Consider the following 19,706-nt stretch of genomic DNA (forward strand, 5'->3'; position numbering starts at 1 on the left):
GGATTCATCTAGAACACGGTGCCATCGCTGGCGATGTGGAGCGGCGGCAGACCCCCACGCAAGCGCTGGGCCAGCACGCGGCCCGCGGCCCAGGTGCCGCCTTCCAGCACGCAGGCCAGCGGCAGCTGCGCAGCCGGCACGCCCAACTGGGCCCGCACGATGGGCGCGAGTTCATCGAGCAGCGCCACGGTCAGCGCACGCCATTCGACCACCAGTTCGTCGCCCGGCTGCCAGGTGCGCGTGGCCAGCGCCGGGTCGCGCAGCGCCAGCACGCCGGCGTCCAGCAGCAGGCCGCCGTTGCGGTACTCGGGCAGGCCGGTCAGCGCGTCGATGCCATCGACATGCACGCCGGCCCACTGGAACGGCTCGAGCAGCGAGTAGGTGAGCCATTGCGAGAGTTTGTGGAACGGCATCCAGCCGGCGGTGAGGCCGGGGCCCGCCACGGCCTCGTGGCGCCAGCAGTCGCCCAGCGGCTGCGTGCCGATGGTGTTCTGCGCGGGCCAGATGCTGGACAGCGACATCAGCAACTGCGACAGGATGCCGTGGGCCGCCACGCTGGCCGTGGGCGCGATGCCGGACGGCCCGAGCGGCGCGACCAGCATGTCGAACAGGCCGCCGGGCCGGCCCTGCGGGCCGAACACCTCGGGCTGGGCCGCCAGCGCCTCGCCGAGCCGGCGCAGCAGCAACACGCGGCCATCGAGCCCGACCAGCGGGTTGGACGCGCCGACCTGGAAGGCCTGGGCCAGCCGCTCGGGAACGAGGCCGCGCAGGCCGGCCGCATCGACCTGCAGCGGGTGCGCCGGATCGCTGGAGAACAGCCCGCCCAGGAAGGCATGCCAACTGGCCACGCCCAGCCCCTCGGAGCGCGTGAAGCGCTGGCCGCTGGCGGCCTCGGCATAGCTCCAGTCGGGGCCGGCACCGGCGTCCAGCAGCACACTGACGAGCGCCAGGTCGATCATGGCGCGCGCGCGCGCCGGCGGGTCCAGCGGCGCGAGCCGCGCGTCGAGCCCGGCCTTGCGGTCCACGCCACCGGCTTCGAAGTGGCGCCAGCGGCTGTGGAACGGGATCTTGAGGTCGGGGTAGCGCTGGCGCGTCAGCGCGGCCACGTCGGCGGCGGCGGACTGCAGTGCGTCGTCGTGCACCACGAACCAGCGCGAGGCGCCCACGCGTGCGCGCTCCAGCAGCTGGCGCGCGCGGGAGCGCACGGCCAGCGTGGTGCGCAGCGCCGTGGCCGCGCCTTCGGGGTGGCCCGTGTCGAGTTCCAGGGAGGTTCCGTCGAAGCTCATGTCATGCGTCCAGTCCGCGGCCCTTGGCCTTCTTGAGTTCTTCCGCGTCGGGCACCACGCCCGGCGTGAAGTAGCCGGCCGCCATCTTGGCGTCCATCTCGACGCGCGCGTCGGCCGGGATCAACGCGTCCGGGATGTTCACGCGCACGCCGACCTCGATGCCCGATCCCGTGATGGCGTCGTACTTCATGTTGCTCATCGAGACCAGGCGGTGGATCTTTCGGATGCCCAGCCAGTGCAGCACGTCGGGCATGAGTTCCTGGAAGCGCATGTCCTGCACGCCGGCCACGCACTCGGTGCGCGCGAAGTACTGGTCGGCCGTGTCGCCGCCGACCTGGCGCTTGCGCGCGTTGTAGACCAGGAACTTGGTGACCTCGCCGAGCGCGCGGCCCTCCTTGCGCGAGTACGAGACCAGGCCCACGCCGCCGCGTTGGGCGCCCTGGATGCACTCCTCGATGGCGTGCGTGAGGTAGGGGCGGCAGGTGCAGATGTCCGAGCCGAACACGTCCGAGCCGTTGCACTCGTCGTGCACGCGGGCGGTCAGCTCCACGTCGGGGTTGGCCAGGTCGCGCGGGTCGCCGAAGATGTAGACGGTCTGCCCGCCGATGGGCGGCAGGAACACCTCCAGGTCGGAGCGCGTCACGAGTTCGGGGTACATGCCGCCCGTCTCCTCGAACAGCACGCGGCGCAGGTCGGTCTCCGAGCAGCCGAAGCGCTTCGCCACGCCGGGCAGGTACCAGACCGGCTCGACCGCGGCCTTGGTCACCATGGCCGCGCCGCCCGCCGTCAGGAACTTGCCGTCGGCCTTCAAGCGGCCATTCTGCAGGGCTTCGAGCACCTCGGGCAGGATCACGTGGGCCTTGGTCACCGCGATCGTCGGCCGGATGTCGTAGCCGGCGGCCAGTTCGGTCGCGAACACGTCGGCCACGGAGGCGCCCCACGGGTCCAGGCTCACGATCTTGCCGGGCTCGCTCCACTGCGGGTAGGGCCCGATCAGGTCGGTCGGCATGGTGTTGGTGAGGTCGGCCCTGTGCTGGCGCGAGAGCGCACCCGCCGCGACGGCCAGCGCGCGGTAGACGCTGTAGGAGCCGCTGTGCGTGCCGATCACGTTGCGGTGGGCGCGCTTGGAGGTGGTGCCGACCACCGGTCCGCGTTCGACGGCGGTCGCGGCGCCCCAACGGATCGGCAGCGCGCCGAAGCCGCCGCTATGCGAGGTCAGTCGGATGTGGCCCGCGGCCGGCTTGGGACTGGCGGCAGGAGAAGGAGAGGGGGCGGCGGCGCCGGCTTCTGCAGACATGGTCGTTCCTCGGAAGGGACCGGCTGCGCGGTGGGACGCAGCCGGCCTGCTGGCACACCGGATGGTGGTGTTCGCCAAGCATAGCGACTCGCCGGCCTGTTCTGCATGCGGGGCGCATGCAGTGCCGTGGCGCGGTGTGCATCCGCGCCACAGCGGGGGACCGATCAGGCCTTGGAGGCTGCGGTCGACTTCTTGCCGGCGTGGTTGCTGGTCTTGTGGGTCTTCTTCTTGGCCACGGGCTTCTTGGCGGGCTTGGCCTTGGTGGCTGCATCCGCCGGTGCGGTGGCCGCAGCGGGTGCCGCAGGGGCGGGGGTCTGGGCGAAGCCGGCCGAAGCGGCGAGGGCGAGGGCGGCAGCGGCGATCAGGGTCTTGGTGCGGTTCATGGTGCGGTCATCCGAAAAGCAAGACTCGTTGCAACTCCGAGTCGGGTGAGTGGGCTGGGCATTTGCCTGGCTTGGAACCACAACGCGGCTCGGTGCACGCACAGCGACAGCCTGCGCACGGGCCAAGATGACAGATGCAACAAAGGCCGCATCGAAAAGCTGCTACGCGTTGCCGGCCGCCACATGCACGCCCGGCTTACGCCCGTCGTTCCAGCGCCCGCCGATGGCACGCTCGACCTGCGCGGCCAGCTGCAGCAGCAGCCCGTCGCCGGCCTGGCGCGTCTGCGCGTGCATGCCCAGCGGCAGGCCATGCTCGTTGCAGGCCAGCGGCAGCGAGATGCCGGGGATGCCGCACAGGTTGGCGATCGGCGTGTAGGCGAAGTTGTGCCAGAGGTTGTCGAACCAGTCGTGCACCGAAGGGTTGTCGCTGGTGGTCAGGTACTCGGTCGTGCCCACGCGCGGCGTGGGCAGGGCGGTGACGGGCGAGAGCAGGATGTCCCAATCCTCGAAGAAGGCGCCGAAGCCGCGGGCCGTGGTGTTGAACGCGGCCTGCATCTGGAAGCGTTCGGCGTAGCTGGTGTCCCGGCCGGCCTCCCAGATCTTGATGTTGATGGGCTCGATCTTGTCGGCGGGCGGGTGCGCGAGCCCCAGCGTGCGCAGCAGGGTCTCGATGGTCTGCGCGAAATTGCTGATGTAGCACAGCGTCTGCGCCTTGAACGCGGCGCGGATGTCGACCGCCGGCTGCGCCCATTCGACATGGTGGCCCAGGCCCTGCAGGAAGCGGCCCACGCGTTCGAGCTCGGCCGCGATGTGCGGCGTGGCCGCTAAGTCGCCCCACTGGTGCACCAGCGCGATGCGCAGCCGGCCCGGGTCGCGCTGGACCAGCTCGGCATAGGGCTCGGGCGCGGTCCAGTAGGGCATGAACTCGCCGGGCGCGCCGCCGCGGCAGTGGTCCACGAAGCGGGCCATGTCGCGCACGCTGCGGCTGATGGCACCCTGCGTGGAGACCAGGCCGGAGAGGTCGGACAGCCCCGGCGCGATGGAGAACACGCCGCGCGAGCACTTCAGCCCGATGGCGCCGTTGACCCCGGCCGGGATGCGGATGGAGCCGCCGCCGTCGGTGGCGTGGGCGATCGGCACCACGCCGGCTGCCACCATCGCGGCCGAGCCGGCCGAGGAGCCGCAGGTCGTGTAGTCCAGGTTCCAGGGATTGCGCGTGACGAAGAGGTCGTTCTCGACCGAGCTGCAGACGCCGAATTCCGGCGTCGTGGTGCGGCCGATGATGTTGAGCCCGGCCTGGCGCAGCTTGCCGGCCAGGAAGCTGTCGGCGCTGGCACGGTTGCCCTGCATGAGCTGCGAGCCCATCTCCTGCAGCCGGCCCTTGAGCGTGGGCCCCAGGTCCTTCATGAGGTAGGGCAGGCCGGCGAACGCGCCGTCGGGGTCCATGCCGTCGCGCAGCGGATCGGCCACCACGTCGTCGAACACCTCGACCACGGCGCTCGTCGGGCCGTTGGTGCGGGCGATGCCGGCCGCGGCCTGGGCCGCCAGTTCGGCGGGCGTCAGTTCGCCGGCGCGCACGCGCGCGGCCAGGGCCGTGCCGTCGTGCGCGGTCCATTCGTCCCAGGACATCGCGAGCGTCATGCCGGCATCTCCTCAGGTGTGGTCAACAGGGCATCCATGGTGTGCGTCCCTCAGGGAAGGGGTGGGGTGGAACGGGTGAACGAGAAGGGCGGCTCCTGCGCCGCAGGCTCGTGCCAGAGCCGGTGCCAGGTGCCGCGCAACACGATGCCGCGCGCCTCGGGCGGCGCGGGCAGGGTGGTGGGCACGACCGGCGTCCAGGGTGCCTGCGGCCCCGCACGCTCGGCGATGCGGTAGCGGAAGCTGTAGAACGGCGCCGCGCCCATGCGCAGGTCCGACAGCAGCAGGCTGTCGCCCTCGGCGTTGGCGAGCAGGAAGCCGCTCGCGAACCAGCGCAGCCGCGCGACGGCCGGTGTGCCTGCCAGCGCCTGCAGCGCGGCGGTGTCGCCGGCGTGGCGCTCGAAGCGCAAGGGCCCGCGGTCGGTGGGCAGCGAGCGGTAGCCTTCCAGCATGCCGTCCGGCGTCAACGCGACGACGCGCCACAGCAGCGTGTTGAACGGCGTGGGCGTGGAGAAGAAAGGGGCATCGGCCAGGCCCTGCGCGGCCAGCGCGGCGCGGGCATCGCGGTCGACCAGCGTCTTGGCCAGCAGCGACCAGCCCAGGTAGGCGGTGGACAGCACCAGGCCCCAGGCCAGGAAACTGCGTCCCACGGGCCGCAGGCCCACCACCAGCACCGCGATGAAGCCCGCCAGCAACGGCAGCGTGTAGGCCGGGTCGATGATGAACACGCTGGACCACATGGTGGGCCGTGGCGGCAGCGGCCACCACAGTTGCGTGCCGTAGACCGTGAAGGCGTCCAGCAGCGGATGCGTCAGCAGCGCGAGCCAGATCGCCAGCAGCCAACGGCCGGGCGCCTCGCGCACGGGCGACCACCGGCGCCGCAGCAGCCACCACAGCAGCGCGCCGAACAGCGCCAGCACAGGCAGGGCGTGCGAAGGGCCGCGGTGCCAGGTGACCAGCGTCACGGCGTCCACGCCCATCCAGCGCATCGGGAAGCTGTCGAGGTCGGGCAGGGTGCCCAGCACGGCGCCGGCCAGTGCGGCGCGGCGGCGGTGGGCAGCGGGCACGGCCAGCGCGGCCACGCTGCCGCCCAGCACGATCTGCGTCAGCGAATCCAACTAGCGTTTCCGGCCGCCGAAGATGCCGCCCAGCACCCCGCGCAGGATCTCGTTGCCGATCTTGGTGCCCATGGTGCGCATGGTGGACTTGGCCATGGTCTGCACCAGGCCGTCGCGCTTGCCGCCGCGCGGGCCGGTGGAGCCGAACAGCAGGTCGTTCAGGCCGTCCATCATGCCGCTGTCGGCACCGCTGCCCTGGCGCGCGCCGGCCGTGGCCTTGGCGTCGGCCGCTCCGGCGGCGGCGTTCTCGGCGCGGCCCTTGAGCTTCTCGTACGCCGATTCGCGGTCGACCACCTTTTCATAGACGCCCGCCACGAGCGAGCCGGCCAGCAACGCCTGGCGCTGCGGGGGCGTGATCGGCCCGACCTGGCTGCCGGGCGGCAGCATGTAGACGCGCTCGGTGATGCCGGGGCGGCCCTTGGCATCGAGCAGGCTGACCAGGGCCTCGCCCACGGCCAGCTCGGTGATGGCGGCCTCGATGTCCAGGCCGGGCTTTTGCCGCATCGTCGAGGCGGTGGCCTTGACGGCCTTCTGGTCGCGCGGCGTGAACGCGCGCAGCGCGTGCTGCACGCGGTTGCCCAGCTGGGCGAGCACGGTGTCGGGAATGTCCAGCGGGTTCTGCGTCACGAAGTACACGCCCACGCCCTTGGAGCGCACCAGCCGCACCACGAGTTCGATGCGCTCGACCAGCACCTTGGGCGCCTCGTTGAACAGCAGGTGCGCCTCGTCGAAGAAGAACACCAGCTTGGGTTGGTCCGGGTCGCCGATCTCGGGCAACTGCTCGAACAGCTCGGACAGCAGCCACAGCAAAAAGGTGGCGTACAGCCGCGGCGAGTTCATGAGCTTGTCGGCCGCCAGCACGTTGACCATGCCATGGCCGTTGCCGTCGGTCTGCATGAAGTCGGCGATGTCCAGCATCGGCTCGCCGAAGAACTTGTCGCCGCCCTGGCCCTCGATCTGCAGCAGGCCGCGCTGGATGGCGCCCACGCTGGCGGCGCTGATGTTGCCGTACTCGGTGGTGAAGCTCTTGGCGTTCTCCCCGACGTGCTGCAGCATGGCGCGCAGGTCCTTCAAGTCCAGCAGCAGCATGCCGCTGTCGTCGGCGATCTTGAACACCAGGTTGAGCACGCCGGCCTGTGTGTCGTTGAGGTTCAGCATGCGCGCCAGCAACAGCGGGCCCATGTCGGAGATGGTGGCGCGCACCGGGTGGCCCTGCTCGCCGAACACGTCCCACAGCTGCACGGGGCAGGCCAGCGGCGTGGGCGGCGCGATGCCGCGCTCGGCCAAGATGGCCGCCATCTTGGCGTTGGGCGTGCCGGCCTGGCTGATCCCGGTGAGGTCGCCCTTGACGTCGGCCATGAACACCGGCACGCCGATCCTGGAGAAATTCTCGGCCAGCGTCTGCAGGGATACGGTCTTGCCGGTGCCCGTGGCGCCGGTGATCAGGCCGTGCCGGTTGGCCAGGCCCGGCAGCAGCGCGCATTCGGTGTTGGCGTTCTTGGCGATCACGAGCGGCTCGGCCATGGGGGTCCTTCAATCGAAAAGTAAAATCCGCGCCCGAGATTAAATCAGACCGATAGAAGGATTCTTCGTGGCCGGACACAGCAAATGGGCGAACATCCAGCACCGCAAGGGCAGGCAGGACGAAAAGCGGGGCAAGATCTGGACGCGCATCATCCGTGAGATCACGGTCGCGGCCCGCCAGGGCGGCGGCGACCTGTCGGCCAACCCGCGGCTGCGGCTGGCGGTGGACAAGGCCAAGGCGGCCAACATGCCGGCCGACCGCGTCAAGTACAACATCGACAAGGCCACGGGCAATGCCGAAGGCGTGCACTACGAGGAAATCCGCTACGAGGGCTACGGCATCGCCGGCGCGGCCATCATCGTCGACACCATGACCGACAACCACGTGCGCACCGTGGCCGAGGTGCGGCACGCGTTCAGCAAGTACGGCGGCAACATGGGCACCAACGGCTCGGTGGCGTTTCAGTTCAAGCACTGCGGCCAGATCGTGCTGGCGCCCGGTGCCGACGAAGACAAGGTCATGGAGGTGGCGCTGGAAGCCGGCGCCGACGATGTGCTGACCGACGCCGACGGCGCCATCGAGGTGCTGACGCCGTATCCCGAGTTCGAGAAGGTCAAGAACGCGCTGGAGGCCGCCGGCTTCCAGCCCGAGCTGGCCGAAGTGACCATGCGGGCCGAGAACACCATCGAGCTCACCGGCGAAGACGCCGAACGCATGCAAAAGCTGCTGGACGTCCTGGAAGACCTGGACGACGTGCAAAACGTCTACCACAACGGGGCGCTCTGAAATGAAGCACCCCCGTATGGATTTCTCATTGCGTGTAGAAATCCCATCCCCCCTCCAGGGGGCGCCGCGAGCGCCCGGGCAGAGCCCGTTGCGCCGCGTCTGCTGGCATGGCCTGCTCCGCGGCCTTCCGAGCAGCGGCTTGCGAGCCGGTTTCGTGTCCTGCGGATGGCGCGCCAGCGCCGTGGAAAACTGAGATGAAAGTTCTTGTGATCGGCGGCGGTGGCCGCGAACACGCACTGGCCTGGAAACTGGCCCAGTCCCCGCGCGTCACGCGCGTCTACGTGGCGCCGGGCAACGGCGGCACGGCGCTGGACGAGCGCCTGGTCAACGTGCCCATCACCGACGTGGTGGCGCTGCGCGAATGGGCGCAGAAGGAGCACATCGCGCTCAGCGTGGTCGGCCCCGAAGGCCCGCTGGCGGCCGGCGTGGTGGACGAGTTCCGCGCCCATGGCCTGCGCGTGTTCGGCCCGACCAAGGCCGCCGCGCAGCTGGAAAGCTCCAAGGCCTTCTCCAAGGCCTTCATGCAGCGCCACGGCATTCCCACGGCCGAGTACCAGACCTTCAGCGACCCGGCGCAGGCCCATGCCTACGTGGACGCCAAGGGCGCGCCCATCGTCGTCAAAGCCGACGGCCTGGCGGCGGGCAAGGGCGTGGTCGTGGCCACCACGCTGGCCGAGGCCCATGAAGCCATCGACTTCATGCTCGTGGACAACACGCTGGGCGTGGCGCACAACGAAGGCGGCGCGCGCGTGGTGATCGAGGAGTTCCTGTCGGGCGAGGAAGCCAGCTTCATCGTGCTGTGCGACGGCAAGAACGTCACCGCCATGGCCACGAGCCAGGACCACAAGCGCCTGCAGGACGGCGACCAGGGCCCCAACACCGGTGGCATGGGCGCCTATTCGCCCGCGCCCGTGGTCACGGCGGACGTGCACGCGCGCGCCATGCGCGAGATCATCCTGCCGACCATCCGCGGCATGGAGAAGGACGGCATCGCCTACACCGGCTTCCTGTACGCCGGCCTCATGATCGACGCCCAGGGCCGGCCCAAGACGCTGGAGTTCAACTGCCGCCTGGGCGACCCCGAGACCCAGCCGCTGCTCATGCGCCTGAAGTCCGACCTGTTCGAGGTGCTGTGGGCCGCCACCGAGCCCGGCCCGCACGGCAAGCTCGACCAGGTCGAGCTGGAATGGGACCGCCGCATCGCGCTCGGCGTGGTGCTGGCCGCGCACGGCTACCCGCTGTCGCCGCGCAAGGGCGATGCCATCACCGGCCTGCCGGCCGCCGAGCCGGATGCCGTGGTGTTCCACGCCGGCACCCAGCGCGACGCCGATGGCACCGTGCGCGTGAGCGGTGGCCGCGTGCTGTGCGTGACCGTGCTGGCCGACAAGGTCAAGCTGGCCCAGCAGCGCGCCTACGAGGTGGTGCGCGGCATCCAGTTCGACGGCATGCAGTACCGCCGCGACATCGGCCACCGCGCGGTCCGATGACAGACGCCGCCACCGGCTTCGCGGCCTGGCTGCGCGGCCTGCAGGACGAGATCTGCAGCGCCGCGGCGGCCGTGGACGGCGGCACCTTCCTGACCGACCGCTGGACCAAGGGCGAAGGCGAAGTGCTGCAGGGCGAGGGCGTCACGCGCATCCTGGAGGACGGCGCCGTCCTCGAACGCGCCGGTTGCGGCTTCTCGCACGTGCGCGGCCCGCGCCTGCCGCCCTCGGCCACGCAGCATCGCCCGCAGCTGGCAGGGGCGCCCTTCGAGGCCATGGGCGTCTCGCTCGTCTTCCACCCGCGCAACCCCTATGCGCCCACCGTGCACATGAACGTGCGCATGATCGCGGCCGGCCACCCGGGCGAAGTGCCCGTGTGCTGGTTCGGCGGCGGCATGGACCTGACGCCCATCTACGGCTTCGAGGAAGACGCGCGCCACTTCCACCGTGTCTGCCGCGATGCGCTGGCGCCCTACGGCGACGACAAGTACCCGCGTTTCAAGCAATGGTGCGACGAGTACTTCTTCCTCAAGCACCGGCAGGAAGCGCGCGGCATCGGCGGCGTGTTCTTCGACGACTTCTCCGAACTGGGCCTGGCGCGCAGCGGCGCCATGGTCCAGGCCGTGGGATCGGCCTTCCTGGGTGCCTACCTGCCGATCCTCGCGCGCCGCAAGGACCAGGCCTACGGCGAGCGCGAGCGCGCGTTCCAGCTGTACCGGCGCGGCCGCTATGTCGAGTTCAACCTGGTCTGGGACCGCGGCACGCACTTCGGCCTGCAGTCCGGCGGACGCACCGAATCCATCCTGCTGTCGATGCCGCCGCAGGCCGCCTGGTCGTACCGCCACACGCCCGAGCCCGGCTCGGCCGAGGCGCAGCTGACCGAGCACTTCCTGGTGCCCCGCACTTGGATCTGAGCCACCCCACCATGCTGCGCGTCGGCGTCTACGGCGGTGCCTTCGACCCGCCGCACAACACCCATGTGGACCTGGTGCGCGCGGCCATGGCCCAGTTTCAGCTCGACCGCCTGCACGTGCTGCCCACGGGCCAGCCCTGGCACCGGCCCAAGCAGCCCACCGATGCGGTGCACCGGCTGGTCATGGCGGAGCTGGCATTCGAGGGGCTTGCCGGCGTGGTCGTGGACGCGCGCGAAATCGAGCGCACCGGCCCCAGCTATACCGTGGACAGCCTGCGGGAACTGCAAATCGGCTATCCTCGCGCCCGGCTGTACCTGCTGATCGGCTCCGATCAAGCGCGTGCGCTGACCAGCTGGCACGAGTGGCAGGAGATCGTGGCACTGGCCAATCTGTGCGTCGCCGCCCGCGTGGACGACGCCGCGCCGCAGGGCAGGATGCCCGACCTGGCATTGCCGGGCGCGACGATCGACTTCCTCCACACCGTTCCGGTGGCGACCAGCGCCACCGAAATCCGCCAGCGCGTTGCAGCGGGCCAGGGCATTGCCCATCTGGTTCCGCCAGCCGTTGCACGCTATATTGACCAACACCACCTCTACCGAACCGCTCGATGACCACTGGCACCACCACGGAATCCGCCGCCAAGAAAGACACCCAGAAGCTGCAGAGGTCCATCATCGATGGCCTCGAAGACGTCAAGGCGCAGGACATCCAGGTCTTCAACACCGAGCACCTGTCCCCACTGTTCGAGCGCGTGATCGTCGCCTCGGGCACGTCGAACCGCCAGACCCGCGCGCTGGCCGCCAGCGTGCGCGATGCCGTGCGCGAAGCCGGCTTCTCCAAGCCGCGCGTCGAGGGCGAGGACAACGGCGAGTGGATCATCGTGGACTGCGGGCCGGCCGTGGTGCACATCATGCAGCCCAGCATCCGCCAGTACTACCACCTGGAAGAGCTGTGGGGCGACAAGCCCGTGCGCCTGAAGCTCGGCGCGCCCAAGCCCGCCGCGCCGGCCAAGGCCGTCGAGAAGGCGCCGGCCAAGAAGGTCGCCGCGAAGAAGACGGCAGCCAAGACGCCTGCCGGCAAGGCCGCAGCCAAGAAGGCCCGCAAGCCCGAGCCCGAGTACGCACCCGAGCGGCCCGTGATCGAGGCGCCCGCCCGCAGGAAGGCGCCGGCGAAGAAGGCGGCCCCGGCCGCACCGGCCGCCAAGACTGCCGTGCCCGCCAAGAAGGCGCCCCTGAAGGCCGCGGCCAAGCCCAAGACGCTGGTCGTGGGCAAGCCGGCACCGGCCCGCAAGGCTGCCCCGGCGAAGAAGGCGGCGCCCGCCAAGAAGGCCGCCGCGCGCCGCTCCTGATCCGGGTGTGAAGCTCGTCATCGTGGCCGTGGGCCTGCGCGTGCCCGACTGGGCACAGACGGCCTACGACGATTACGCCAAGCGCTTCCCCGCCGAACTGCGCGTCGAGTTGCGCGCCGTCAAGACCGAGCCGCGCGGCTCGCGCACCGTGCCGCAGATGCAGGCCGCCGAGCGCGAGCGCATCGAGGCCGCCATCGCCTCGGCCGTCGGCCGCAATGCGCGCGTGGTGGCGCTCGACGAGCGTGGCATCACGCTGACCACGCAGGCCCTGGCCACGCGGCTGTCGACCTGGCAGCTCGAAGGCGACGGCGTGGCCCTCGTGATCGGCGGCCCCGACGGCCTGGAGCCGGCCTTCCGCCAGGCCGCGCACGAGCGCATCCGCCTGTCGGACATGACCTTGCCGCACGCCATGGCGCGCGTGCTGCTGATCGAGCAGCTCTACCGCGCCTGGTCGATCAACGCCAACCATCCCTACCACCGCGAATAGCGGCGCCCGGCATGCCCGACTTCGTCTACCTCGCCTCGCAGAGTCCGCGCCGGCGCCAGTTGCTCGACCAGATCGGCGTGCGCCACGAACTCCTGCTGGCCGGGCCGGGCGAGGATGCCGAGGCGCTGGAAACCGTGCGCGGCCGCGAGGCACCGGCGCGCTACGTGCAGCGCGTGACGGCGCTCAAGCTCGATGCCGCCGTGGCGCGCCAGCGAGCGCGTGGCCTGCCCGCTGCGCCCGTGCTGTGCGCCGACACCACGGTGGCGCTGGGCTCCACCATCCTGGGCAAGCCCGAAGACGCCGACGATGCAGCGCGCATGCTGGCCGCGCTGTCCGGCCACACGCACCGCGTGCTGACGGCCGTGGCAGTGCAGCACGGCAACCAGCGGCTGCAGGCCCTGAGCGTGTCCGAGGTCTGCTTCGACACCCTCACGCCCGCGCAGATCGCGGCCTACGTCGCCAGCGGCGAGCCGCTGGGCAAGGCCGGCGCCTATGCCGTGCAGGGCAGGGCGCAGACCTTCATCCGCACGCTGCGCGGCAGCTACACGGGCATCATGGGCCTGCCCCTGTTCGAGACCGCGCAGCTGCTGCGCCAGGCCGGCCTCGCCTGCTGAAACCCGCGCGCGGGACTCTGGGACTTGTCCCGGCCGCCTGTGGATATCGTTGGGGACAGGCTTGGGAGGGGCGGGCGCCGCGCCAGTGCCCATGCGGGCCGCCACAGGATTGCCTCGTTTTCGGGCAGCCGGCGCGCTGTGGACCGTCAGCCTTGCGGGCGCGCATGAGGTCCGCGGACGTCGCCGCGTCGGGCCGCGTGGGTGCATGGTGCAACCGGCCGGCGCCGTGGTGGACAGGGCAGGGGTGGGCCATCGCGGTCAGGTTCTGGACAGGTTCCGGCGGGCCGCGGCGCTGCACCGCTCGCGCGAGCGTTTAGACTCTCGCCCCCTGCCTGCCCAGCCCGAAGCGTCGGCAGGCTGCGGCCGGTGCAGCACCTGGCCGCACGGCCCCAGGCCATCCCCTCCGTTCGATTTTCGTTTTCGCCCCAGTCACGAGGAGACTTCATGACGTTGATCCGCCGTTCCTTTCTTGCCCTGTCCGCTGCGCTGGCCGCTGCCGCACCCGTGGGCAGCGCGCTGGCCCAGCAGCCGCGCGAGATCAAGATCGGCTATGCGCTCGCGCAGAACTCGCACTTCGGTGCCGGCGCGCTGGCCTGGTCCGAGGCGGTCGAGAAGTCGACCAACGGCGCCTTCAAGTTCAAGCACTTTCCGTCCAGCGCACTGGGCGGCGAGCGCGAACTCATCGAAGGCCTCACGCTGGGCACGGTCGAGGCCGTGATCGTCTCCAACGGCGCGGTCAGCAACTTCGTGCCCGATGCCGGCGTGATGGACGTGCCCTTCCTGTTCCGCGACACCCCGCACGCCCGCGCCGTGCTGGACGGCAAGTTCGGCGAAGACCTGCTGGCCAAGTTCCGCGGCCGCGGCCTGATCGCGCTGGCCTGGGGCGAGCAGGGCTTTCGCCACCTGACCAACAGCAAGCGCCCGGTGGTCAAGCCCGAGGACGCCAAGGGCCTGAAGATCCGCGTGACGGAGAACCAGACCCACATCACGGCGTTCCGCCAGCTCGGCATCGCGCCCACGCCCATGTCCTGGCCCGAGGTCATCGGCGCACTGCAGCAGGGCATCATCGACGGCCAGGAGAACCCGGTCTCGGTCATCGTCTCGGCCAAGCTCTGGCAGGTGCAGAAGTACATGACGCTCACGGGCCATGTCTACGCGCCGATGGCGCTGATCGTCTCGCCCGCGCTGTGGGGCAGCCTCAACGACGCGCAGAAGAAGGCCTTCACCGACGGCGCGCGCGCCGGCGGCCTGGCTTCGCGCAAGTTCGTCGACGACGTGGAGAAGAGCGGCGTCGAGGAGATCAAGAGCCATGGCGTGGCCGTGGTCACGGATGTCGACAAGGCAGCCTTCCGCGCCGCGTTGGCGCCCGCCTACAAGCAGTTCGCGACCAAGTTCGGCCAGAAGACGCTGGACAACATCGCGGCCGTCAAGTGAGCCGTTTGGAGAAGGCGCTGGTGGCCGGCAACCGCTGGCTGCTGATCGTGATGCTGCTGACCATGGCCTGCATCGTGTTCGCCAACGTGGTGCTGCGCTACACCACAGGCGAATCGCTGGTCTGGGGCGAGGAGATCTCGCGCCAGCTCATGATTTGGGTGACCTTCCTCGGTGCCGGCATGGTGCTGCGCTTCGGCGGCCATGTGGCGGTGGACAGCCTGCACGCGGGCACGCAGCCGCCGCTGGCGCGCGCGATCCGCGCCGTGATCGTCGTGGGCATCGGCATCTTCTGCCTGGTCATGGCGTACTTCTCGTCCTTGTACGTCTGGGCCACGCGCTTCCAGACCACGGCCGCCACCGAGATCTCGATCTCGTGGATCTACCTGGCCATGCCCGTCGGCTTCGTGCTGTTGTTCGTGCACCTGCTGTTCATCGCGCGGCGCTTCATCGCCACCGGCCAGTACGCGCCATCGGACGAGCTCGACCCCGACGCCGCCGCATCCCTCTAAGCCATGAGTGTCACGCTGTTCATCGCGGCCATCGTGTTGATGGTCCTGGGTTTCCCCATCGCGTTCGCGCTGGCCATCGCGGCCTCGCTGGCGGTCTTCGTCGGCGGGCGCTATCCGCAGCTGATCGTGTTCAAGGAGATGTTCACGGGCATCGACAGCTTCCCGCTGATGGCCGTGCCCTTCTTCATCCTGGCGGCCGAGCTGATGTCCGGCGGCGCGCTCACGCAGGTGCTGCTGCGCTTTGCGGCGCAGTTCGTGGGCCACCTGCGCGGCGGCCTGGGCTATGCCAACGTGCTGTCGCTGACGCTGTTCTCAGGCATCTCGGGCTCGGCGCTGGCCGACGCCGCGGGGCCGGGCTCCATGGCCGTCAGGATGATGGAGAAGGCCGGCTACTCGCGCGCCTACGCGGCCTCGCTGACGGCCAGCACGGCCATCGTCGGGCCCATCATCCCGCCGTCGATCGCGATGATCATCTACGCCATGCAGGACGAGCAGGTCTCGGTCGGCGGGCTGTTCATGGCCGGCTTCATTCCCGGCGCACTGATCGCGCTGGCCATGGCCTTCGTCAACTGGCGCGTGTGCCGCCAGCGCGGCTACCGCTCGCACGAGGCGCGCCCCTCGCGCCGCGAGATGTGGGTCAACAGCATCAAGGCCATCCCGGCGCTGCTGCTCATCTTCGTGATCCTGGTGGGCATCCGCTTCGGCATCTTCACGCCGACCGAGGCCTCGGTCGTGGCCGTGTTCTACGCGCTCATTTGCGGCAAGTGGATCTACCGCACGCTGCAGTGGAAGGCGATCCCCGCCATCGCCTCGCGCTCGGCGCTGCTGACGGCCTCGGTGCTGCTGGTCATGGCCACCTCGTCGGCCTTTGCCTGGGTGCTGACGGTGGAGGGCGTGCCGCAGATGCTGTCGCAGATGGTGACGGGCTGGAACCTGCCGCCGGTGGCGTTCCTGCTGGTCGTCAACGTGTTGCTGCTGCTGTTCGGCATCTTCATGGAGCCGCTGCCCGGCATCATGATCCTGGTGCCCATCCTCGCGCCGATCTCGGCCGCGCTGGGCATCGATCCCACGCACTTCGCGATGGTGGTGATCGTCAACCTCACGCTGGGCATGATCACGCCGCCGGTGGGCGGGCTGCTGTTCGTGGTCTCGGTGGCCACGCGCGTGCCCATGGCCCAGCTGGCGCGCGAGCTGCCGCCGTTCCTGGTGGCGCACCTCGTGGTGCTGGCGCTGATCACCTTCGTGCCGGCGATCTCCACCTGGCTGCCGCACACGCTGGGTTTCTGAGTTCGCGGTGGTGGGCGCGACTACACTCGCGCCTCTACAGACCGACCCAGAACAAGGAGCCGCCGTGACGACCGCCAAGCCCGCCCGCAAGTCCACCACCGCCAAGAAGGCTGCCGCCCCCGCGCGCAAGGCAGCGGCCAAGCCCGCGCAGGCCGAAGCCCTGCTGCCCAACATGACGCGCGATGCGCTGGGCGAAGTCACCGAGACGCTGGAATTCATGTGGTCGGCCACGCAGGCCGTGTTCGGCGAGAAGGCCCGTCCCGAGCATGCGATCTCGCTGCTGCCGTACGCGCTGGACGCGCTGGAAGTGCGCCGCCTGCTGGCCGAGGACGTGGCCAAGCAGGCCAAGCGCAAGGCCTGACGGGCCTTGTCGATTCCGGCCCACGCGGAGCGTCGTGGGTGCAGAGGGTCGTCCTCGGCTTGAGCAGGAGCACCGCATGTCCGCATCCACCCACACCATCCGCCTGCACCGCGTGCTGCGCGCGCCGCCAGAGCGTGTCTACCGCGCTTTCCTGGACCCCGACGCCATGGTCAAGTGGCTGCCGCCGCACGGCTTCACGGCCAAGGTGCACGCCATGGACGCGCGCGTGGGCGGCAGCCACCGCATGTCGTTCACCAACTTCACGACGGGCCAGAGCCACAGCTTCGGCGGCACCTACCTGGAGCTCGTGCCGGGCGAGCGGCTGCGCTACACCGACCGCTTCGACGATCCCAACCTGCCCGGCGAGATGCAGGTCACCGTCAGCCTGCAGCAGACGCTGGTCGGCACCGAGATGCACGTGGTGCAGGAGGGCATTCCGGCCGTGATCCCGGCCGCCGCGTGCATGCTGGGCTGGCAGGAGTCGCTGACCTTGCTGGCGCAGCTGGTCGAACCCGAAATTCCCGACGGCGCATGAGCGGTGCGCAGGGCCGCCCCGACCAAGCGCGCTCCGCGGGCGGAGCCGAAGGCTCTCGCGCGCAACAGGCCTTGCCGCGCCGCGGCGGGCGCTAGCGCGGTGCAGCCCTTTCGCGTGCACGGCGGCCCCGGCGCGGCCGGGCCGGCAGCGCACGATTTCTCGACCAACGCCAACGCCTGCGGCCCATGCCCCGCGGCGCTGCAGGCCGTGCAGGCCGCCGATCCCACGCGCTACCCCGACCCCGGCTACGGCGCGCTGCGCGAACAGCTGGCGGCCTGGCACGGCGTGGCGCCGGCGCGCGTGCTGGTCGCCGCCAGCGCCAGCGAATTCATCATGCGCATCAGCGCGGCGGTGGCCGAGCCGGGCGCCGCCGTGCAGGTGCCCGCGCATGCCTATGGCGACTATGCCTGGGCTGCGCAGGCGCAGCAGATGGCCGTGCGCAGCACCGATGGGCCGGTGCGGCTGGCCTGGGCCTGCGAGCCCTCGTCGCCGTTGGGCCAGGCCCATGCCGGCCTGGCCTTGCAGCTGCAGGCCCTGGCGACCGGTGTGCCGCTGGTGCTGGACTGCGCCTACGCGCCATTGCGCCTGTCCGGCCAGCCCACGCTGGATGCGGCGCAGCAACAGCAGGTCTGGCAGCTGTGGTCGCCCAACAAGGCGCTGGGCCTGACGGGTGTGCGCGCTGCCTATGCGGTCGCGCCGCGGCATGCCGATCCGCGGTTGCTCGCGCGGCTGGCGCAGCTCGCGCCGTCCTGGCCGGTGGGCTCGCACGGCGTGGCCATGCTGCAGGCCTGGACCGGCAATGCGGCGCAGGACTGGCTGGCCGCCAGCCTGGCGCAGCTGCGCGCCTGGAAGGCACGCCAGGCCGCGCTGTGCACCAGCCTGGGCTGGCAGGTGCTGGCGAGCGACACCAACTTCTTCTGCGCGCAATTGCCGCAGCCGGCGCGCATCGCCGAAGACCTGGCCGTGCTGCGCGCGGCCGGCGTGCAGTTGCGCGACTGCGCCTCCTTCGGCCTGCCGGGCCATGTGCGGCTGGCCGCGTTGGCCCCATTGCACCAGGACGCACTGGCCCGCGCATGGCCGCGCCGCTGACGCGCAGAGCGCGTACGATCCGGCACGGACAACACGAACAACGAGGAGCTGCTGTGCGCACCGTCGCCGCCACCCGGTGGCCGCGCGCGCGCTCCGCAACAAGGAACGCATGCAGCAGGACATCCTGATCAACTGGTCGCCGCAGGAAACGCGCGTGGCCATCGTCGAACACGGCGCCGTGCAGGAACTGCACCTGGAACGCACGCTGGAGCGGGGCCTGGTCGGCAACGTCTACATGGGCAAGGTGGTGCGCGTGCTGCCCGGCATGCAGTCGACCTTCATCGACATCGGCCTGGACCGCGCCGCCTTCCTGCACGTGGCCGACCTGCTGCCCAGCGCGGCTGCCGTGCGCGGCGAGGGCGAACCCTCGCAGCCGCGCCCTGGCGCGCACGGCCAGGTGCCCATCGAACGCCAGGTCTTCGAGGGCCAGGCGCTGATGGTGCAGGTCATCAAGGACCCCATCGGCACCAAGGGCGCGCGCCTGTCCACGCAGATCAGCATCGCCGGCCGGCTGCTGGTGTTCCTGCCGCAGGACGAGCACGTGGGCGTGTCGCAGAAGATCCCCGCGGCGCAGCGCGAGGACCTGCGGCGCCGGCTGCAGGCGCTGGTGGGCGAGGCCGCCAGCGGCGGTGGCGGCGGCTTCATCCTGCGCACCAACGCCGAGGACGCCAGCGATGCCGAACTGGCCGAGGACATCGCCTATCTGCGCAAGGCCTGGGCGCGCACCAAGGCTGCGGCGCACAAGCTGCCGCCGGCCTCGCTGCTGCACCAGGACCTGGATCTGCTGCAGCGCGTGCTGCGCGACCTGGTGACCGAGGAGACGCAGAGCATCCGGCTCGATTCGCGCGAGCAGTTCGACAAGCTCATGGCCTTCGGCCGCGAGTTCATGCCGGCGGCGGCGCAGAAGCTGCAGCACTACAAGGGCGAGCGGCCGATCTTCGACCTGTTCTCCATCGACGACGAAGTGGCCAAAGCCCTGGGCCGGCGCGTGGACCTGAAGTCCGGCGGCTACCTGATCGTCGACCAGACCGAGGCCCTGACCACGGTGGACGTGAACACCGGCGGCTACGTCGGCGCGCGCAACTTCGACGACACCATCTTCAAGACCAACCTGGAGGCGGCCGGCGCCATCGCGCGCCAGTTGCGGCTGCGCAACCTGGGCGGCATCGTCATCGCCGACTTCATCGACATGGTGCGCGACGAGCACCGCACGGCCGTGCTGGCCGAGCTGCGCAAGCAACTGGGCCGCGACCGCGTGAAGACCACGGCCAGCGGCTTCTCGCCGCTGGGGCTGGTGGAGATGACGCGCAAGCGCACGCGCGAATCGCTGGCCCACATGCTGTGCGAGCCCTGCGCCATCTGCCGCGGCACCGGCGCCGTGAAGACCGCACGCAGCGTGACCTACGACATCCTGCGCGAGATCCTGCGCGAGGCACGCCAGTTCAACCCGCGCGAATTCCGCGTCGTGGCCTCGCCCAAGGTGGTGGAGTTGTTCCTGGACGAGGAAAGCCAGCACCTGGCCGGCCTGTCGGACTTCATCGGCAAGCCGATCTCGCTGCAGGCCGAAAGCGCGATGGGGCCTGAGCAGTACGACATCATCCTTCTCTGAGC

Annotated in this window: 20 protein-coding genes; 14 read left to right on the forward strand and 6 right to left on the reverse strand. The window is 70.4% G+C overall.

The window, feature by feature from the left end; all coding sequences use genetic code 11:
* Positions 1 to 8: 8 nt before the first annotated feature.
* The 6 genes from ASF44_RS27725 to ASF44_RS27750 all read right to left on the reverse strand — a co-directional run bounded on the left by ASF44_RS27725 (position 9) and on the right by ASF44_RS27750 (position 7,246).
* Positions 9 to 1,286 carry a URC4/urg3 family protein gene (locus ASF44_RS27725; RefSeq protein WP_056902500.1) on the reverse strand — a complete coding sequence of 426 codons (1,278 nt, stop codon included), beginning with the start codon at positions 1,284 to 1,286 and terminating at the stop codon, positions 9 to 11.
* 1 nt (position 1,287) lies between these two features.
* Entirely contained in the window at positions 1,288 to 2,583 is a 1,296-nt protein-coding gene (locus tag ASF44_RS27730) for a GTP cyclohydrolase II (RefSeq protein WP_056902501.1), read from the reverse strand.
* 164 nt (positions 2,584 to 2,747) lie between these two features.
* On the reverse strand, positions 2,748 to 2,966 hold the full coding sequence (locus ASF44_RS27735; RefSeq protein WP_056902502.1) for a hypothetical protein: 219 nt from the start codon (positions 2,964 to 2,966) through the stop codon (positions 2,748 to 2,750).
* A gap of 162 nt (positions 2,967 to 3,128) precedes the next feature.
* A complete protein-coding gene (locus ASF44_RS27740) occupies positions 3,129 to 4,607 on the reverse strand; it encodes an amidase (protein WP_056902503.1) in 1,479 nt (492 codons plus the stop codon).
* A gap of 50 nt (positions 4,608 to 4,657) precedes the next feature.
* Positions 4,658 to 5,722: a metal-dependent hydrolase gene (locus ASF44_RS27745; RefSeq protein WP_056902504.1), complete on the reverse strand. Its 1,065-nt coding sequence runs from the start codon at positions 5,720 to 5,722 to the stop codon at positions 4,658 to 4,660.
* Complete coding sequence (locus tag ASF44_RS27750) at positions 5,723 to 7,246, reverse strand: helicase HerA-like C-terminal domain-containing protein (protein WP_056902505.1); 1,524 nt, start codon at positions 7,244 to 7,246, stop codon at positions 5,723 to 5,725.
* Positions 7,247 to 7,313: 67 nt separating this feature from the next.
* Between ASF44_RS27750 and ASF44_RS27755 the strand changes: the two genes are divergently transcribed.
* The 14 genes from ASF44_RS27755 (at position 7,314) to rng (ending at position 19,704) form a co-directional block, all read left to right on the forward strand.
* Positions 7,314 to 8,033 carry a YebC/PmpR family DNA-binding transcriptional regulator gene (locus ASF44_RS27755; RefSeq protein ID WP_056902506.1) on the forward strand — a complete coding sequence of 240 codons (720 nt, stop codon included), beginning with the start codon at positions 7,314 to 7,316 and terminating at the stop codon, positions 8,031 to 8,033.
* Between the two features lie 194 nt (positions 8,034 to 8,227).
* Positions 8,228 to 9,520 (forward strand): phosphoribosylamine--glycine ligase, encoded by a 1,293-nt coding sequence (gene purD, locus ASF44_RS27760; protein WP_056902507.1) that lies wholly within the window; start codon positions 8,228 to 8,230, stop codon positions 9,518 to 9,520.
* Positions 9,517 to 10,431, forward strand: a complete 915-nt coding sequence (gene hemF / locus ASF44_RS27765; RefSeq protein WP_056902508.1) for an oxygen-dependent coproporphyrinogen oxidase — start codon at positions 9,517 to 9,519, stop codon at positions 10,429 to 10,431. Before purD ends, hemF begins: the two co-directional genes overlap by 4 nt.
* Positions 10,432 to 10,442: 11 nt before the next feature.
* The gene (gene nadD, locus ASF44_RS27770; RefSeq protein WP_056902509.1) at positions 10,443 to 11,042 is read left to right on the forward strand and encodes a nicotinate (nicotinamide) nucleotide adenylyltransferase; all 600 of its coding nucleotides are present in this window, start codon (positions 10,443 to 10,445) and stop codon (positions 11,040 to 11,042) included.
* Positions 11,039 to 11,779 carry a ribosome silencing factor gene (gene rsfS / locus ASF44_RS27775; RefSeq protein WP_056902510.1) on the forward strand — a complete coding sequence of 247 codons (741 nt, stop codon included), beginning with the start codon at positions 11,039 to 11,041 and terminating at the stop codon, positions 11,777 to 11,779. Before nadD ends, rsfS begins: the two co-directional genes overlap by 4 nt.
* 7 nt (positions 11,780 to 11,786) lie before the next feature.
* Positions 11,787 to 12,266 carry a 23S rRNA (pseudouridine(1915)-N(3))-methyltransferase RlmH gene (gene rlmH / locus ASF44_RS27780; RefSeq protein WP_056902511.1) on the forward strand — a complete coding sequence of 160 codons (480 nt, stop codon included), beginning with the start codon at positions 11,787 to 11,789 and terminating at the stop codon, positions 12,264 to 12,266.
* An 11-nt stretch (positions 12,267 to 12,277) separates the two neighbouring features.
* The gene (locus ASF44_RS27785) at positions 12,278 to 12,880 is read left to right on the forward strand and encodes a nucleoside triphosphate pyrophosphatase (protein ID WP_056902512.1); all 603 of its coding nucleotides are present in this window, start codon (positions 12,278 to 12,280) and stop codon (positions 12,878 to 12,880) included.
* A gap of 444 nt (positions 12,881 to 13,324) precedes the next feature.
* The gene (locus tag ASF44_RS27790) at positions 13,325 to 14,314 is read left to right on the forward strand and encodes a TRAP transporter substrate-binding protein (protein WP_056902513.1); all 990 of its coding nucleotides are present in this window, start codon (positions 13,325 to 13,327) and stop codon (positions 14,312 to 14,314) included.
* 50 nt (positions 14,315 to 14,364) lie between these two features.
* Entirely contained in the window at positions 14,365 to 14,823 is a 459-nt protein-coding gene (locus ASF44_RS27795; protein WP_056903038.1) for a TRAP transporter small permease, read from the forward strand.
* Positions 14,824 to 14,826: 3 nt separating this feature from the next.
* A complete protein-coding gene (locus ASF44_RS27800) occupies positions 14,827 to 16,110 on the forward strand; it encodes a TRAP transporter large permease (protein WP_056902514.1) in 1,284 nt (427 codons plus the stop codon).
* Between the two features lie 64 nt (positions 16,111 to 16,174).
* Positions 16,175 to 16,471, forward strand: a complete 297-nt coding sequence (locus ASF44_RS32630) for a hypothetical protein (protein ID WP_056902515.1) — start codon at positions 16,175 to 16,177, stop codon at positions 16,469 to 16,471.
* 76 nt (positions 16,472 to 16,547) lie between these two features.
* The gene (locus ASF44_RS27810; protein WP_056902516.1) at positions 16,548 to 17,006 is read left to right on the forward strand and encodes an SRPBCC family protein; all 459 of its coding nucleotides are present in this window, start codon (positions 16,548 to 16,550) and stop codon (positions 17,004 to 17,006) included.
* A 99-nt stretch (positions 17,007 to 17,105) separates the two neighbouring features.
* Positions 17,106 to 18,095 (forward strand): aminotransferase class I/II-fold pyridoxal phosphate-dependent enzyme, encoded by a 990-nt coding sequence (locus ASF44_RS27815; protein WP_056902517.1) that lies wholly within the window; start codon positions 17,106 to 17,108, stop codon positions 18,093 to 18,095.
* A gap of 109 nt (positions 18,096 to 18,204) precedes the next feature.
* A complete protein-coding gene (gene rng, locus ASF44_RS27820) occupies positions 18,205 to 19,704 on the forward strand; it encodes a ribonuclease G (RefSeq protein WP_056903039.1) in 1,500 nt (499 codons plus the stop codon).
* Positions 19,705 to 19,706 lie beyond the last annotated feature (2 nt).

It is taken from the genome of Pseudorhodoferax sp. Leaf274, from assembly GCF_001422445.1.
GTDB lineage: Bacteria > Pseudomonadota > Gammaproteobacteria > Burkholderiales > Burkholderiaceae_C > Pseudorhodoferax.